Origin of the sequence: Streptomyces sp. NPDC005899 (assembly GCF_040629645.1) — a bacterium.
Lineage (GTDB): Bacteria > Actinomycetota > Actinomycetes > Streptomycetales > Streptomycetaceae > Streptomyces.
The window spans coordinates 1-15,862 of record NZ_JBEXWB010000132.1 but is presented as its reverse complement, the minus strand read 5'-3'; the positions used below and the strand labels follow the sequence as shown (position 1 = coordinate 15,862).

Here is a 15,862-nt window from a genome sequence, read left to right as displayed (position 1 = left end):
GTTCCTGCGCCTCGGGCTCCAGCAGTCCGGCCTGCCCGGAGTCCTCGACGAGCCGGTTGAGCTGCTCGCTGGTGAAGGCGGCCTCGACGCGCGCCCTCCGGTTCGTGCTCCTCGGCGGCCGCGGCGAGCAGGAGCAGAGTGTGGGTGTCCGGTGAGAGTCCGTCCAGGTGGGCGGCGTGGGCGTCGAGGACGCTCTCGGCTCCGGGCAGCGGGAACGGCAGTACGGTGCGGCCGGCGAGCTGGTCGGGGGTGAGGCGGCCGGCCAGCCCGGCCAGCAGCCGCGGGTTGCCGGCCGCCTCGCGCAGGAGTTCGCTGCGCACGACGGGGTCGACCTCTCCCGTCCCGTCGGTGAGCCGGTCCAGGAGCGCCGCCGCCGCGTCGTCGTCCAGGGGGCCGAGGCGCAGGGCGGGCAGTCCGGCGAAGGAGGTCTCGTCGGCGGCGCCGATCAGCACGGCGACCCGGCTGCCGGCTCCGAGCCTGCGGGCGGCGAAGCCGAGCGCCGCCCGGGAGTCGGGGTCCCAGGCGTGCGCGTCGTCCACGCAGACCAGCAGCGGCTGTTCGGCGCCGAGTTTCTCCAGCAGCCGCAGGAGGCCGCCCGGGGCGATGCCGGAGCCGAGGATCCGGTCGGGGGCGAGGGGCAGCGGGCCCGCCGCGGAGCAGAGCAGGGCGTGCAGTCCGCTGTAGGGCAGCTGTTGCTCGGCGGGGGCCGCCGCGGCGTACAGGACGGGCCCGTCGCGCCTGTCCCGGCGGCCGGTGACCGCCGTGCGCAGCAGGGCGGTGCGGCCGAGACCGGGTGGCGAGGTCAGGACGAGCGCTCCGCCGTCCCCGGCCCCGAGCCGGCTCAACAGGCTGTCGATGATGGCGAGTTCACCGCTGCGGCCGTACAGCCGGAGCGGACTGTGCACGGTCGTCGATGGGGTCACGCTCCTACATTACTTTCGCGTAAACAACGCCGGAAGGTGCGCGTCCGCCCCGTCCGGCGGGCTGCCCGGGTACGGTGCGGGCTCCCAACGCGGGGCCCCGGGCGCTGTGCCGGGGCACAGTGGCCCCTCCCCCGGTCCCGTGGCCCCTCTCCCGGTCCCGTGGCCCCTCCCCCGGTCCCGTGGTCGCGGTGGTCCCTTTCCCCGCGCCGCGGTGGAGGGCGGTCCCGGCCCGGGACGCACCGCGGGGCCGGACCCGCGTACGCGGTCCGGCCCCGGGCTCCACGGGTCAGGAGTTGTGCGGGCAGTTGCCCCGGTACTCCGCGATGGAGAGGCTCGCGGACGGGATCGGGCAGAGGAACTGCTCGTAGCGGGTGTCGTTGTCGATGAAGCGCTTCAGCCACGAGATGCTGTACTTGGCGATCGTCGTGTTGGACGAGTTGGGGGTGAAGTGGGTGGCCCCCCGCAGCTCCAGGTACGCCTTGTCCAGCGAGCCGGGCAGCGAGTTGTAGAACGGCTTGGAGTGGGAGAGGACGGGGGCGATCGTGTCGCCGTCCGCACCGATGACCATGGTCGGGGTCTTCACCTCGGGCCAGGTGGTGTCCAGGTTCCAGCCGGTCAGCGGGATCGCCGCCTGGAGCGACGGCCGGTCCTTCGCGGCTTCCAGGGTGCCGCCACCACCCATGGAGTGGCCCATCACGCCGAGCCGGGAGGTGTCGATCCGGCTCCGCACCGAGCTCTGCTGCGTCAGGTAGTCCAGGGCGGCGAGGAGCTGGTCGCCACGGCTGGCGGGCTGGTCCACCGTCGTGTTGGTGTCGATGGTGAAGACGACGAAGCCCTGCGAGGCGAGCCGCGGGCCGAGCCAGGCGATGCTCGACTGGTAGGCGGTGAAGCCGGGTGAGATGGCGATCGCGCCGAAGGTGCCGTCCGAGGTGGACGTCGGGTAGTAGATCGTGCCGCCGCCGAACCCCCGGACGCTCAGCGAGGACACGGACGTCTGGGACGTGGCGTACGGGCCGCGGAGCGCCTCGATGCTCGACTGGCTCGGCGCCGGGCCGCGCTCGTAGGGGTTGTCCGCGGCGTGGGCCCCGCCGGGGATGAGCGACAGGAGCAGACCGGCGGTGGAGGCCGCGGCGGCCAGGGCGCCCTTGACGGTGCGGGAGCGGCTCTTCGACGTCCGGTGGCGCGGGGAGACATCGCCGGAGGGGAGGTGCTGCTGCACGAGGGGGGTCCTCTCGGTTGTGGCGAACCACACCGCGGCTCCCCCGGGAGCCCGTCGTCCAGGGCTCCGGGAGGCACCGCGGGGGTGACCGCCGTCATTCGTTGGCGGTCGCCACTCTGGCGGTGCCTCCCGGGTGCGGACATCGGCGAGATCGCCGGTCTTCACCACTCGCCGCGTGCCCCGCGCTCAGCGCACGGGGTGTCCGGCCTCGCGCAGCGTGCCCTTCACCTCGGAGATCCGCAGGTCACCGAAGTGGAAGACGGACGCGGCCAGGACGGCGTCGGCGCCCGCGTCGACGGCCGGCGGGAAGTCCGCGAGCCGGCCCGCTCCGCCGGAGGCGATGACGGGGACGGTGACGTGCGCACGCACGGCCTTGATCATCTCGGTGTCGTAGCCGTCCTTCGTGCCGTCGGCGTCCATCGAGTTGAGCAGGATCTCGCCCGCTCCGAGCTCGGCGGCGCGACGGGCCCACTCGACGGCGTCGATGCCGGTGCCCCGGCGGCCGCCGTGTGTCGTCACCTCGAAGGTGCCCTCAGGGGTCCGCCGGGCGTCGACGGACAGCACGAGCACCTGGCGCCCGAAGCGTTCGGCGATCTCCCGGATGAGGTCGGGACGGGCGATGGCGGCGGTGTTGACCCCCACCTTGTCGGCCCCGGCCCGCAGCAGTCTGTCGACGTCGTCGGGGGTGCGGACGCCGCCGCCGACGGTGAGCGGGATGAAGACCTGTTCGGCGGTGCGCCGGACCACGTCGTACGTGGTCTCCCGGTCACCGCTGGAGGCGGTGATGTCGAGGAAGGTCAGCTCGTCGGCGCCCTCGGCGTCGTACAGCTTCGCCATCTCGACGGGGTCGCCCGCGTCCCGCAGGTTCTGGAAGTTGACGCCCTTGACGACACGGCCGTTGTCGACGTCCAGGCAGGGGATGACGCGTACGGCGAGAGTCATCGCGCACCGTCCCGGTAGGCCTCGACCTCGACCTCGACGACCAGCCCCGGGTCGACGAAGCCGGACACGATGAGCATGGACGCGGCGGGGCGCACGTCGTCGAACAACTCCTTGTGGGCGCGGCCCACCTCGTCGACGTCCCGGGCGTGGGTGAGGTACATGCGGGTGCGGACCACGTCCGCGCGGCCGAGGCCGACCTGCTCCAGGGCGTCGAAGGCGACCCGGAAGGAGGTGACGGCCTGCTCGTAGGGGCTGCCCCCCGCGATCCGGCCGTCGACCACGGAGGTGCAGCCGGAGACGAGGACCAGGCCGTTCGGCAGCCGCACCGCGCGGGAGTAGCCGAACTTCTCCTCCCAGGGGCCGCCCGAGGAGACCCGTCGTACGGAGTCCGTCATCCGGCGACCGCCTTGAGCGCCTCTTCCAGGGTGAACTCCTTCGCGTACAGCGCCTTGCCGACGATCGCGCCCTCGACGCCTTCCGGCACGAGGAGGGAGATCGCGCGCAGGTCCGCCAGCGAGGAGACGCCGCCGGAGGCGACGACGGGCTTGTCGGTGGCGGCGCAGACGTCGCGCAGGAGTGCCAGGTTGGGGCCCTGCAACGTCCCGTCCTTGGCGATGTCGGTGACGACGTAACGGGCGCAGCCCTCGGAGTCGAGGCGGGCCAGCGTCTCGTAGAGGTCGCCGCCGTCGCGGGTCCAGCCCCGGCCGCGCAGGGTGGTGCCGCGGACGTCGAGGCCGACGGCGATCTTGTCACCGTGCTCGGCGATGACCTTGGCGACCCACTCGGGGGTCTCCAGGGCGGCGGTGCCGAGGTTGACGCGGCGGCAGCCGGTGGCCAGCGCCGCCTCCAGCGAGGCGTCGTCGCGGATGCCGCCGGAGAGCTCGACCTTGATGTCCATGGCGCCGGCCACCTCGGCGATCAGCGCCCGGTTGTCACCGGTGCCGAAGGCGGCGTCGAGGTCGACGAGGTGCAGCCACTCGGCGCCGGCGCTCTGCCAGGCGAGGGCGGCCTCCAGCGGGGAGCCGTAGGAGGTCTCGGAGCCGGACTCGCCGTGCACGAGGCGGACGGCCTGGCCGTCGCGGACGTCGACGGCGGGGAGCAGTTCAAGCTTCGGCATTACAGCGTCTCGATCCAGTTGGTCAGCAGCTGGGCGCCGGCATCGCCGGACTTCTCGGGGTGGAACTGGGTGGCCCACAGCGCGCCGTTCTCCACGGCGGCCACGAAGCGTTCCCCGTGCGTCGCCCAGGTGACCCTGGGGGCGCGGATCTTGGCGTTGGTCACTTCGAGGGACCAGTCGTGCGCCGCGTAGGAGTGCACGAAGTAGTACCGCGCCTCGGGGCCGAGGCCGGCGAAGAGCTGGGAGTCCTCCGGCGCTTCGACGGTGTTCCAGCCCATGTGGGGCACCACGTCGGCCTGGAGCGGGCCGACGGTGCCGGGCCACTCGTCGAGGCCCTCCGTCTCGACACCGTGCTCGATGCCCCGCTCGAACAGGATCTGCATCCCGACGCAGATGCCCATGACGGGGCGTCCGCCGGCCAGCCTGCGGCCGATGACCCATTCGCCGCGCGCCTTCCTCAGCCCGTCCATGCAGGCGGAGAAGGCGCCGACGCCGGGGACGAGCAGCCCGTCGGCGTTCATCGCGGCGTCGAAGTCACGGGTGATCTCCACGTCCGCGCCGACGTGGGCGAGGGCCCGCTCGGCCGAACGCACGTTTCCGAAGCCGTAGTCGAAGACGACGACCTTCTTCTTGTCGTTCACAGTCCTCTACCTCAGTCCCAGATTCCCTGGATCCGCATGACGCCCGCCACGAGGCACATCACGGAGCCGATTCCGAGGAGCACGACGACGCCCTTGGGCAGGCCCTGCTTCCAGAAGGAGTAGACGCCGCCGGCCAGGAAGAGGCCCACGACGATCAGAACGGTGTTGAGGCCGGTCACAGGGCGCCCTTCGTGGACGGGAGGATGCCGGCCGCGCGCGGGTCGTGCTCGCTGGCGTACCGCAGCGCGCGGGCCAGCGCCTTGAACTGGCACTCCACGATGTGGTGGGCGTTGCGGCCGTACGGCACGTGGACGTGCAGGGCGATCTGCGCCTGGGCGACGAAGGACTCCAGGATGTGCCGGGTCATCGTCGTGTCGTACTCGCCGATCATCGGCGCCATCTTCTCCGGCTCGGTGTGCACCAGGTAGGGGCGTCCGGAGAGGTCGACGGTGACCTGGGCGAGCGACTCGTCCAGCGGGACGGTGCAGTTGCCGAAGCGGTAGATGCCGACCTTGTCGCCGAGCGCCTGCCGGAAGGCGGCGCCGAGGGCGAGCGCGGTGTCCTCGATGGTGTGGTGCGAGTCGATGTGCAGATCGCCCTCGGTCTTGACCGTGAGGTCGAAGAGCCCGTGGCGGCCGAGCTGGTCGAGCATGTGGTCGTAGAAGCCGACCCCGGTCGCGACATCGACCTTGCCGGTGCCGTCGAGGTTGATCTCGACGAGTACGGAGGTCTCCTTGGTGGTCCGCTCCACCCTGCCTACGCGGCTCATGCGTCGTGCTCCTTCTTCAGTTCGCGCACCGCATCGAGGAACGCGTCGTTCTCTTCCGGGGTCCCCGCGGAGACCCGCAGCCATCCCGGTACGCCGTTGTCCCGGACCAGCACACCGCGGTCGAGGATCTGCCGCCAGGCGGTGCGGCTGTCGGCGAAGCGGCCGAACTGGACGAAGTTGGCGTCCGAGTCGGTGACGGCGAAGCCGAGCTCCCGCAGCTCGTCGACCAGCCGGTCGCGCTCGCTCTTGAGCTGCGCGACGTACCCCAGCAGCGTATCGGTGTGCTCCAGGGCGGCGAGCGCGGTGGCCTGCGTGACGGAGGACAGGTGGTAGGGCAGCCGCACCAGCTGGACCGCGTCGACGACGGCGGGGTCGGCGGCGAGGTAACCCAGGCGCAGGCCGGCGGCGCCGAACGCCTTGGACATGGTGCGCGAGAGCACCAGGTGGCGGCGGCCCTCGATCAGCGGGAGCAGTGAGGGGCGGTGGCTGAACTCGCCGTACGCCTCGTCGACGACGACCATCGACGGCCCGGCGGCCTGCGCGGCGTCGTACAGCTCCACGACGGTCCCGGCGTCCACCGCGGTGCCGGTCGGGTTGTTGGGCGAGGTGATGAAGACCACGTCGGGGCGGTGTTCGGCGATGGCCCGCTTCGCGGCCCCGACGTCGATGGTGAAGTCCTCGTGGCGCGGTCCGGAGATCCAGCCGGTGCCGGTGCCGCGGGAGATGAGGGCGTGCATCGAGTAGGAGGGCTCGAAGCCGATCGCGGTGCGCCCGGGGCCTCCGAAGGTCTGGAGCAGCTGCTGGAGGACCTCGTTGGACCCGTTGGCCGCCCAGACGTGTGCCGGGGAGACCTCGTGCCCGGCGGTGCGGGTGAGGTAGCGGGCGAGCTCGGTGCGGAGCTCCACGGCGTCACGGTCGGGGTAGCGGTTGAGGTCGCGGGCAACCTCGCGGACCCGCTCGGCGATGCGGTCGACGAGCGCGTCGGGCAGCGGGTACGGGTTCTCGTTGGTGTTCAGCCGGACCGGTACGTCGAGCTGGGGCGCCCCGTACGGGGACTGGCCGCGCAGTTCGTCGCGGATGGGGAGGCTGTCCCAGGCGTTGCGGCCGGTGCTGTCGTCACTCACGCCTGCGGGACCTTCCAGCCGAACCTGGCCTTGAGAGCGGCGCCGTGGGCGGGGAGGTCCTCCGCCTCCGCGAGCGTCACCACGTGGTGGGCGACCTCCGCGAGCGCGTCGCGGGTGTAGTCGACGATGTGGATGCCGCGCAGGAAGGACTGCACGGACAGGCCGGAGGAGTGGCAGGCGCAGCCCCCGGTGGGCAGTACGTGGTTGGAGCCGGCGCAGTAGTCGCCGAGGGAGACGGGCGACCAGGGGCCCACGAAGATCGCACCGGCGTTGCGGACCCGGCCGGCCACGGCGGCGGCGTCCTCCGTCTGGACCTCCAGGTGCTCCGCGCCGTAGGCGTCGACGACCCGGAGGCCGTCCTCCAGGTCGTCGACCAGGACGATCGCGGACTGGCGGCCGGCCAGCGCGGGCTCGATCCGCTCGGTGGTGTGCTTGGTGGCGGCGACCTGCGGGGTGAGCTCGGCCTCGGTGGCGGCGGCCAGCTCCTCGGAGTCGGTGACGAGGACGGCGGCGGCCATCGGGTCGTGCTCGGCCTGGCTGATGAGGTCGGCGGCGACGTGCACCGGGTCGGCGCTCGCGTCGGCGAGGATCGCGATCTCGGTGGGGCCTGCCTCGGCGTCGATGCCGATGCGGCCCTTGAGGAGGCGCTTGGCGGCGGCGACGTAGATGTTGCCGGGGCCGGTGACGAGGTTCACGGGCGGGCAGTCCTCGGTGCCGTACGCGAACATCGCGACGGCCTGGGAGCCGCCGGCGGCGTACACCTCGTCGATGCCGAGCAGGGCGCAGGCGGCGAGGATCGTGGGGTGCGGGAGGCCGCCGGACTCCTGCTGGGGCGGGGAGGCGACGGCGATGCCCTCGACACCCGCCTCCTGGGCCGGGACGACGTTCATCACGACGGAGGAGGGGTAGACCGAACGCCCGCCGGGGACGTAGAGGCCGACGCGGTCGACGGGCACCCACTTCTCGGTGACCGTGCCGCCGGGGACGACCTGGGTGGTGTGCGTGGTGCGGCGCTGCTCGCGGTGGACGAGGCGGGCGCGGCGGACGGACTCCTCCAGTGCCGCCCGCACGGCGGGGTCGAGGCGCTCCAGCGCCCCGGTGATCGCGTCGGCGGGGACCCGGACCGACGCGACCCGCACGCCGTCGAGTTTCTCCCCCCACTCGATCACTGCCGCGGAGCCGCGATGGCGTACGTCCTCGCAGATGGGCCGCACCGTCTCCAGGGCGGCTTCCACGTCGAACTCGGCACGGGGCAGCAGGTCGCGCAGGGCGCCGCCCTCGGGGAGGGCGGTACCGCGCAGATCGATTCGAGAGATCACACCGCAATTCTCTCAGACCGCTTCCGGCCTCCGGTCCTCCGTATCACTGGCTGATACATGCCCCCGCCGTCACGGCTGACCGTCGGCGTTCACGCGGTCACACAGAGGGAAGAACGACTGTACGAGCGCGGGACGGACCGCGCCTGCGGAGGTGAGACGGTGACCGAACCGCACGACGGCGAGATTCCCGACGGGCTCAGCGCCGCGGAACTGGGCATGTGGCAGTCCTTCCGGAACGGCACGACCTACGATCTGCGCTCCCACGATCCGGTGCACGACGACCCGTTCGCGCCGCACGTCTGGGGCCCCGAGCGCAGTGTCGGCGCCCGGACGGTGGCGCGGCTCCTGCTGAGCGGGCCGCCCGCCCGGCCGGGGCGGGTGGCCGCCCTGAAGCTCCGGGGCGTGCGCGTCACGGGGAAGCTGGACCTGGCGGGCGGCCGGGTCTCGCCCTACGTGGAGCTGACGGGCTGCCGCTTCGAGCAGGAGGTGGTGATGCCCGAGTGCTACTTCACCACGCTGCGGTTGGTGGGCTGCGCGGTGCCGAGGCTGGAGGCGGCCCGGCTGCACACGGAGGGCGACCTGCATCTGCCCCGGTGCCGGGTGGACCGGGGCATCAGGCTGACCGACGCGCAGATCGGCACGGACCTGCTGATCAACCAGCTCTTCGCCGGTCCGGACCGGCGGGGCCGCGCCTTCGTCGGCGACGGGATGTCCGTGGCCCAGGACCTTCAGGCCGAGATGATCGACACGCGCGGCGAGCTGAGTCTGCGCGGGGCGAAGGTGGGGGGCTCGCTGAGCCTGCGCGGGAGCCGGCTGCGCGCCTCGGACGGGCGGCGGGCGCTGAACGCCCCGCAGCTGAGCGTGGAGCGCTCGCTGTACATGACCGAGGCGTGGGTGAGCGTCGACACCGGCAACCAGGGCACCACTCCCCCGTACGGCATCGCCCACGGCGCCGGCCCGGCTCCCGGCACCCGGGCGCAGGTCTTCGAGTGCCGGGGCGCCGCACGTCTCGACGACGGCCGCTTCGGTGACGCGGTCGACCTGCACAAGGCGAGGTTCGTGCTGACCGGCCAGGAGGAGCTGTCACTGCGCCGGATCGTCACCCCGGAGCTGAGGTTCAACGCGGAGCGCCCGATGGAGGGCCGGGTCGTGCTGAACGGCGCGAAGGTCGTCACGCTGATCGACCTGTCGACGAGTTGGCCGGGGCCGGGCGGCCTGGCGATGGGCGGTTTCGTGTACGAGAACCTCGTCCCCTACGGCCACTTCCCGCTGTCCAGACGGCTGGAATGGGTGCTGGCCGCGACACCCGAGTACGTGCCGGAGCCGTACGAGCGCCTGGCGACGGTGCTCCGGAGCTGCGGGGAGGACGCGGACGCCCGCGAGGTCCTGCTGGCCAAGCAGCGGCGCAGGCGCGAGACGCTGCCGCCGGCGGGGAGGATCTGGGGCTACCTGCAGGACTGGACGGTGGCGTACGGCTACCGGCCGGGCCGGGCCCTGGTGTGGATGGCCGTGCTGTGGGCGGCGGGGGCGTTCGCCTTCTCCCAGTACCGTCCGGCGTCCGTCAAGGGGAGCGAGCATCCGCAGTGGAACGCCGCGCTGTACTCGCTGGACCTGCTGGTGCCCGTCGTCGACCTCGGGCAGGACGGCTACTGGCGCATGGAGGGCGGCTGGCAGTGGGCGGCGGCGGCCCTGGTGATGCTGGGGTGGATCCTGGCCACGACGGTGGCGGCCGGTGCCTCCAGGCTGCTGCGCCGCAGCTGACCGGGCGGGCTCCCCGGCCGGTCGCCGCTGTCCCGGGCCCGCCGGGTACGGCAGGCCGTCGAACGCGCGTAGGACACCCGGACGGGTGGGCGGGGCGGCGGCAGGTCGAGGGTCGGATTCCAGCCAGTCACCGCCGCTTCCTTTGCCTTCTCTTGAACTTTTCCAGGGCAACCCCCGCACTCGCTACAGAAGCTTCACAGGGTGCCCCTGGCGCCGTCCCCACCAGCGCTTTTCAATGGTCTGCACCATGGCTCTCCTTCGCACCCTGCTGCGTTCCGCCCGCTCGTTCCCGTACGGCCCCGGCGTGACCGCGGAGCTGCCGCCGGACGACGCCGTGCTGCTCGACGCCCCCGACGAGCGGCTGGCCCCCGCCCTGGTGTCGGCCGCCCTGGGCGACTTCGAGCACGCGGCCAAGCTGCTCGCCGTCACCCGTGACGCCGCCGAGTGGGAGACCCGCGACCGCTGCCTGACCCGTCTGGTCGCCTTCGCCGGCAGCCGCGACGAGTGGCTCACCCGCTGGCTCGCCGCCGCGCCGCGCGATCCGGACGCCCTGCTCGTCAAGGCCGGGCTGGCCGTGCGCCGCGCCTGGGCCTCCCCCGCCCACGCCGAGCTGCTCCGCGACGTCGCCCCCCTGATCACGGCGGCCGCCGAGGCCGACCCCCGGGACCCCGTGCCCTGGCGGCTCGCCCTCGACCACGCCCGGGGCACGCACGCCACCCACACGGTCTTCGGGGAGCTGTGGGAACAGGCCGTGCGCCGCTCCCCGCACCACCACGGATGCCACGTGGCCGCACTCGAGTACCTGTCGGCGTCCTGGTACGGCTCGCACCGGGAGTGCCTCGACTTCGCCGAGCGGGCGGCCGAGGACGCCGCCGGGGACTCCCTCGTGCAGACGCTTCCGGCCCGGGCCGCCTTCGCGCTGCTGTGCGACGAGCGGGCCGCCGCGCGCAGGACCTCCGTGCAGGACGACAGGATCGACGCCGCCGCCGACCTCGCGATCGGGTTCTCGAGCCTGTTCCCTGCGGGCGACCCCTGGCCGGCCGAGGCCCGGAACCTGCTCGCGTACGTCCTGGCCGCGCGGGGCCGCGACGCGGAGGCGCTGGAGCAGTTCGCGCTGATCGGTCCGTACGTCACGTCGTTCCCGTGGGCACGCGTGTCCGAGGACGCCCTCGACGGGTTCCTCCGGACGAGGTCCGGCGCACGGCTCCGCGCGGCCTCTTCGGCGGCCTTACCCGGACGGCCAGGACACGGCGGGCCCGGCGGCCACTAGGCTGGTCCGCTGTGACCACCGCTCGCCTGCCCCTCTTCCCGCTGAACGCGGTCCTGTTCCCCGGCCTCGTGCTGCCGCTCAACGTCTTCGAGGAGCGCTACCGCGCCTTGATGCGCGAGCTGCTGGACACCGACGAGGACGCGCCGCGCCGCTTCGTCGTGGTGGCCATCCGCGACGGCCGCGAGACCGCTCCCACGGCCACCGGGATGCCGGACGCGGTCGCCGCCGCCGGACCGGTCGAGCGGGCCCCGGCCGACGGCTTCGGCCCCGATCCGATCCAGACCTTCCACCGGGTCGGCTGCGTCGCGGACGCGGCGAAGATCCACGAGCGCGCCGACGGCAGCTTCGAGGTCCTGGCGACCGGCACCACCCGGGTCAGGCTGCTGTCCGTCGACACGAGCGGCCCCTACCTGTCCGCCGAGGTCGAGGAACTGCCGGAGGACCCGGCCGGCGAGGAGGGTGGCCACTCCCCCGAGGAGGAGGCGGGAGCCCTCGCCGAAGGGGTCCTGCGGGCCTTCCGCAGCTACCAGAAGCGGCTCGCCGGCGCCGACGAGCGCTCGCTGACCACCGGTGCCGACCTGCCGGACGACCCGTCCGTCGTCTCGTACCTGGTGGCCGCCGCGGCCGTGCTCGACGTCCCCACGAAGCAGCGACTGCTCCAGGCACCCGACACGGCGACCCGCCTGCGCGAGGAGCTGGCGCTCCTGCGCAAGGAGACCGCCGTCATCCGGCACCTGCCCTCGCTGCCGGCGCTCGACCTGACCCGCGCCCCCACCCACCCCAACTGACCCGAGGACGTCCGGCGTGGCCAAGAAGGCGAAGAAGCAGCAGTCCGGGGGCACCCCGGCGACGGTCGCGCTGACCACGTCGGGCACGGCGTTCACCGTGCACGCCTACGACCACGACCCCTCGTCCCCGTCGTACGGCGAGGAGGCCGCCGAGGCACTGGGCGTCTCCCCGGACCGGGTCTTCAAGACCCTGGTCGCGGAGGTGGACGGCGAACTGGTCGTCGCGGTGGTGCCGGTGGCCGGTTCGCTGGACCTCAAGGCACTGGCGGCGGCGGTGGGCGGCAAGCGGGCCGCGATGGCGGACCCGGCGGCCGCGGAGCGCACCACCGGTTACGTCCGGGGCGGCATCTCGCCGCTCGGCCAGCGCAGACGCCTGCGCACGGTCCTCGACGCCTCGGCGTCCGGGCACCTGACGATCTGTGTCTCGGCGGGCCGCCGCGGCCTGGAGGTCGAGCTGTCCGCGGCGGACCTGGCCACCCTGACGGACGCGGTGCTCGCCCCGATCGGCCGCGCGTAGGGCCCGCGCCGGCAGGCCCGGCCCGCTCGACGGACCGGCACGTACGGACGCCCGGGCCCGGCCCGTGCGGCGCGCCGGCAGCGGGTCCGGGCGGAGCGGCTGACGCCGTCAGGCCTGCCCCGGCCCCTCGCCCCCGGCAGCCGGGCCCGGCCGGGGCGCCGGCCCGAACGGCGCTGCCGCGTCCCCGGCCCCGTACGGAACCTCCCATTCCGGCTCCGGGTCCCGGGGACCGAACAGCGCCGTCAGCCCGAGGTGCACGACCATCGCCGCGACGGGCCAGGCGAGCACCGCCGCGCCCACGGCGTTCAGCTTCAGCGGCGCGTCGAAGGTGACACCCTTGCCGACCTCCTTGGCGTGCGCCACCACATCCGACGTAGGCCCGAACCAGGTGCCGATCCCCCAGGCGAGCAGGGAGCCGAGCAGCCCGCCGAGAGCCAGCCCCGCCACCGGCCAGATGCCCCCGCGCCGGCGGAGGAGGAAGACCGCGGCCGCCGACACCAGGCCGAAGGCCAGGGCGAGCAGCACGAACGTCCCGTCCGCCCCGATGGCCTGCTCACCCTCGCTGTTCTCCAGGAACACCGCGGTGTCGTCCGAGATCAGCGGCACCCGGGGCGCCAGCCACAGCCACAGCAGGCCGAGCGCGAGGCCCGCGACCGTCAGCAGCGCGGCGATCACCGTCCCCTGCAGCACCTCCGTACCGAGGGCCGGCTCGTCGGCCGGCTCCTCGCCGGCGGGCACGGCGTGGGACCCCGACGGCGGGGGCTGCCACGGATCGTGGGGGTCGGGCTCGTGCGGCGGGGTCATGGGTGCGGTCACGCTGCCATCGTGCCAGGTGGCCCCCGGCGCCGCCCCACCGGACCGGCCGGGGCCACGCGGCTCCCGGCCCGTGGGGTGCCGGACACCGCCCGTCAGCGCACGGCCGCCCGGCGGTAGGCCCACGTCGCCACGGCCAGGGACAGCACACCGACCCCCGCGCACACCGCGAGGTCGAGGGCGACGACCGCCCAGTCCGGGTGGGTGTCGAAGGAGCGGGCCAGCGCCTCCACGCCGTACGTCGACGGCAGCAGGTCGCGTGCCCAGCCGACCGGCCCGGGCAGCCGCTCCGCGGGCAGCACGCCGAGCAGCAGGGCGGCGGACATGCCCAGCTGCCCGAGCAGCGTCGCCAGTTCCTGGCGGGGCGCGAGCAGGCCGAGGGCGGCGCCGAGCCCGGAGAGGGCCGCCCCGGCCAGCGGCACGACGGCGACCAGGACCCACAGGTGCGTCAGGGGCAGGCCGAAGAGCACGCTGCCCGCCACCGCGGTGACGACCGTGCCGGGCACGGTGAAGGAGGCGTACGCCCCCGCCGCTCCGAGCACCACCGCGGCGGCCGGTACGGGCAGGGTGGCGTAGTGGTCGAGTCCGCCCCCGGCCCGCAGCTGCCCGAAGTACTGGGCGAGCATGTTGAGGGCGACGAACGCCACCACCAGCACGCTCGAACCGGCGACGACGGCCCGCGCCTCGGTGCCCCCGTCGACGACCCCGCGCATCAGGACCATGATCCCGACGGACTGGAAGGTGGCGACGAACAGCAGCGGTATCCGGGCGACCCTCGCGCGCGACAGCTGTGCCCGGTAGACGGCCGCGAGCGCGGGCAGCAGCCCGGCCCGTGGCGCGAGGGGCGCCGGCGTCACGGGGGGCGGCGGGCCGGCCGGTGCCGTGACGGGACGGGCCGGCGGCCCGGTCACCGTGTCCGCGGGCCCGGCGGGAACGATGCTCGTCACCTGGTGCGGCTCCCCTTCGGCTCCGACAACTGCGTGATCACGCCTTCACCAGCCCTTCGGTAGCCCTGGCCGCGTCCCCGCCGAGCGCCAGGTAGACGTCCTCCAGGCTGGGCGTGGCCAGGGTGAAGTCGTCCAGGGAGGAGAACGCCGCCCCGCCCGTCACCGCCGCGACCGCCGCGCGGGCCTCGTCGGGTCCGAGCCGCAGCACCCACCGGCGCCCCGACTCCTGCGCCGAGGCGCGCAGCGCGGCGACCTCCGGGACGTCCAGCGGGGCCCGCTCGCGCCACACCAGCTCGACCCTGACCTCGCCGGCCACCCGCTCCTTGAGACCCTGGGGGGTGTCGCAGGCGATGACCTTGCCGCGCTCCAAGACGGCGACCCGGTCCAGGACCGTCTCGGCCTCGATGACGTTGTGGGTCACGAGCAGGACGGTGACGCCCTGCTCGGCACGCCGCCGGTCGACGGCCGCCCAGACCGCGCGCCGGGCGACGGGGTCCATGCCGGTCGTCGGCTCGTCCAGGACGAGGACGGGACGCTCCCCGACGAGCGTGGTGGCGAAGCAGGCGAGCCGCCGCTGGCCGCCCGACAGCTTCTTCAGGGGGCGTCCGGCGATCTCGGTCAGCCCCAGCTCCTCCAGTACGGCGTCGCGCGCGGCCCGTGCCCGGCGGACCGGCATCCCCCTGAGCCGCCCGGTGGTCTCGGCGGCGAGGGACACGGTCAGCTCGTCCAGCGCGGTGGACTCCTGACCGAGGTAGCCGATGAGCCGTGAGGCCCGCTCGGGGTGGCGCACGAGGTCGTGTCCCAGCACCTCGACACTGCCGGAGTCGGGACGCATGAGGCCGGTGAGCTGCCGTACGAGGGTGGACTTGCCGGCGCCGTTGGGGCCGAGCAGCCCGAAGACCTCCCCCTGGCGGACGTCGAGGCTGATCCCGTCGGTGGCGCGCACCTCGGGGGTGGCCGCGCGGCCGCGCCGGCCGCGGACGGCGGGATAGGTCCTGACCAGATCACGCACCGCGCACACGGTCCCGGTCTGCGCCTGTGCTGTGCCCGTACTCACGAGGTACGAGAGTACGGGGTCGGATGCCCCGTATTGCGCCCGGGGCCGGGCTGTGCCGCCCGGGTCACTCCCCGGCGGGGACGTGCTCGGCGGCCGCCCGCACGTCGATCTCGCGCCAGAAGCCCGCCCGGATGGCGTAGCGGTCGTGCTCGTCGATCTGGTCGTCCTTGTGCGCCAGCAGGCCGAAGCGGGCCGCGTACCGCAGCAGTTCGCCGTCGATGCGGTGCGGGATGCGCGGGTACATGGTCGAGAGCTTCTGCAGGTGGACGGTTTCCGGCAGCCGTTCCATCCAGCGGCGGGCGAAGACCTGGCCCACCTCGAAGGGGTCACCGCCGACGGTGGTGATGTCCTCCTCCCGGTCGGCCCAGCGCTGTTCGGCGCTGGTGAGCTGGGCCAGGGTCGGCAGGGAGGCGGTCTCGGCCGGTTCCCCGAGGGGGCCGCCGCGCTCCACCCAGCCTTTGTCGGAGGACCAGCGCAGTGTGGCGTTGGGGGCGGTCGGCTGTGCGGGGTGAGGGGCCGCCGGGGGGCCGGGGGCCCGCAGGCTCGCCAGGTCCTTGGGGGTGGGGACGCCCTTGGGGCCGGGGGCGGGCTGGGCGGCGGGGGCCGTCGTCCCGCCGGCCCGGGCGGCGGAGCCGTTGCGGGCGGCGGCCTGGGC

17 protein-coding genes and 1 pseudogene are annotated in these 15,862 nt (G+C 73.9%); 4 read left to right on the top strand and 14 right to left on the bottom strand.

Annotated features, from left to right (window positions below; genetic code table 11):
* The 10 genes from ABZ371_RS16885 to hisD all read right to left on the bottom strand — a co-directional run.
* Positions 1-923 (bottom strand): ATP-binding protein (locus tag ABZ371_RS16885; protein ID WP_358679635.1); only part of this gene is annotated, 923 nt, incomplete at its 3' end.
* A gap of 286 nt (positions 924-1,209) precedes the next feature.
* Positions 1,210-2,142: a dienelactone hydrolase family protein gene (locus ABZ371_RS16880; protein WP_358679633.1), complete on the bottom strand. Its 933-nt coding sequence runs from the start codon at positions 2,140-2,142 to the stop codon at positions 1,210-1,212.
* A 186-nt stretch (positions 2,143-2,328) separates the two neighbouring features.
* On the bottom strand, positions 2,329-3,084 hold the full coding sequence (gene hisF, locus ABZ371_RS16875) for an imidazole glycerol phosphate synthase subunit HisF (RefSeq protein WP_358679631.1): 756 nt from the start codon (positions 3,082-3,084) through the stop codon (positions 2,329-2,331).
* The gene (locus ABZ371_RS16870; RefSeq protein WP_358679629.1) at positions 3,081-3,479 is read right to left on the bottom strand and encodes a RidA family protein; all 399 of its coding nucleotides are present in this window, start codon (positions 3,477-3,479) and stop codon (positions 3,081-3,083) included. Before ABZ371_RS16870 ends, hisF begins: the two co-directional genes overlap by 4 nt.
* Complete coding sequence (priA, locus tag ABZ371_RS16865) at positions 3,476-4,201, bottom strand: bifunctional 1-(5-phosphoribosyl)-5-((5-phosphoribosylamino)methylideneamino)imidazole-4-carboxamide isomerase/phosphoribosylanthranilate isomerase PriA (RefSeq protein WP_358679627.1); 726 nt, start codon at positions 4,199-4,201, stop codon at positions 3,476-3,478. The genes ABZ371_RS16870 and priA overlap by 4 nt, the downstream gene beginning before the upstream one ends.
* Positions 4,201-4,842 (bottom strand): imidazole glycerol phosphate synthase subunit HisH, encoded by a 642-nt coding sequence (gene hisH / locus ABZ371_RS16860; RefSeq protein ID WP_358679625.1) that lies wholly within the window; start codon positions 4,840-4,842, stop codon positions 4,201-4,203. Before hisH ends, priA begins: the two co-directional genes overlap by 1 nt.
* Before the next feature lie 11 nt (positions 4,843-4,853).
* Positions 4,854-5,021 (bottom strand): hypothetical protein, encoded by a 168-nt coding sequence (locus tag ABZ371_RS16855; RefSeq protein ID WP_326697023.1) that lies wholly within the window; start codon positions 5,019-5,021, stop codon positions 4,854-4,856.
* The gene (gene hisB, locus ABZ371_RS16850) at positions 5,018-5,611 is read right to left on the bottom strand and encodes an imidazoleglycerol-phosphate dehydratase HisB (protein WP_099176212.1); all 594 of its coding nucleotides are present in this window, start codon (positions 5,609-5,611) and stop codon (positions 5,018-5,020) included. Before hisB ends, ABZ371_RS16855 begins: the two co-directional genes overlap by 4 nt.
* Positions 5,608-6,735 carry a histidinol-phosphate transaminase gene (locus tag ABZ371_RS16845; RefSeq protein ID WP_358679621.1) on the bottom strand — a complete coding sequence of 376 codons (1,128 nt, stop codon included), beginning with the start codon at positions 6,733-6,735 and terminating at the stop codon, positions 5,608-5,610. The genes hisB and ABZ371_RS16845 overlap by 4 nt, the downstream gene beginning before the upstream one ends.
* Complete coding sequence (gene hisD / locus ABZ371_RS16840; RefSeq protein ID WP_358679618.1) at positions 6,732-8,054, bottom strand: histidinol dehydrogenase; 1,323 nt, start codon at positions 8,052-8,054, stop codon at positions 6,732-6,734. Before hisD ends, ABZ371_RS16845 begins: the two co-directional genes overlap by 4 nt.
* Before the next feature lie 159 nt (positions 8,055-8,213).
* Here hisD and ABZ371_RS16835 point away from each other — a divergent pair, with 159 nt between their 5' ends.
* From ABZ371_RS16835 to ybaK, 4 genes are all read left to right on the top strand, one after another.
* The gene (locus ABZ371_RS16835) at positions 8,214-9,815 is read left to right on the top strand and encodes an oxidoreductase (protein WP_358679615.1); all 1,602 of its coding nucleotides are present in this window, start codon (positions 8,214-8,216) and stop codon (positions 9,813-9,815) included.
* A 235-nt stretch (positions 9,816-10,050) separates the two neighbouring features.
* Entirely contained in the window at positions 10,051-11,085 is a 1,035-nt protein-coding gene (locus ABZ371_RS16830) for a hypothetical protein (RefSeq protein ID WP_358679612.1), read from the top strand.
* 11 nt (positions 11,086-11,096) lie between these two features.
* Entirely contained in the window at positions 11,097-11,873 is a 777-nt protein-coding gene (locus ABZ371_RS16825) for an LON peptidase substrate-binding domain-containing protein (RefSeq protein WP_358679609.1), read from the top strand.
* Positions 11,874-11,889: 16 nt separating this feature from the next.
* Positions 11,890-12,390: a Cys-tRNA(Pro) deacylase gene (gene ybaK / locus ABZ371_RS16820; protein WP_358679606.1), complete on the top strand. Its 501-nt coding sequence runs from the start codon at positions 11,890-11,892 to the stop codon at positions 12,388-12,390.
* Positions 12,391-12,498: 108 nt separating this feature from the next.
* Here ybaK and ABZ371_RS16815 read toward each other — a convergent pair whose 3' ends face one another.
* From ABZ371_RS16815 to ABZ371_RS16800, 4 genes and pseudogenes are all read right to left on the bottom strand, one after another.
* On the bottom strand, positions 12,499-13,194 hold the full coding sequence (locus tag ABZ371_RS16815) for an ABC transporter permease (protein WP_358679643.1): 696 nt from the start codon (positions 13,192-13,194) through the stop codon (positions 12,499-12,501).
* 104 nt (positions 13,195-13,298) lie between these two features.
* Positions 13,299-14,060, bottom strand: coding sequence for an ABC transporter permease (locus tag ABZ371_RS16810; RefSeq protein WP_358679640.1), 762 nt, complete (start codon positions 14,058-14,060; stop codon positions 13,299-13,301).
* Positions 14,061-14,187: 127 nt separating this feature from the next.
* The gene (locus ABZ371_RS16805) at positions 14,188-15,171 is read right to left on the bottom strand and encodes an ABC transporter ATP-binding protein (RefSeq protein WP_358679638.1); all 984 of its coding nucleotides are present in this window, start codon (positions 15,169-15,171) and stop codon (positions 14,188-14,190) included.
* A gap of 100 nt (positions 15,172-15,271) precedes the next feature.
* Positions 15,272-15,862: pseudogene (locus ABZ371_RS16800) on the bottom strand (NYN domain-containing protein); the annotation flags it as partial.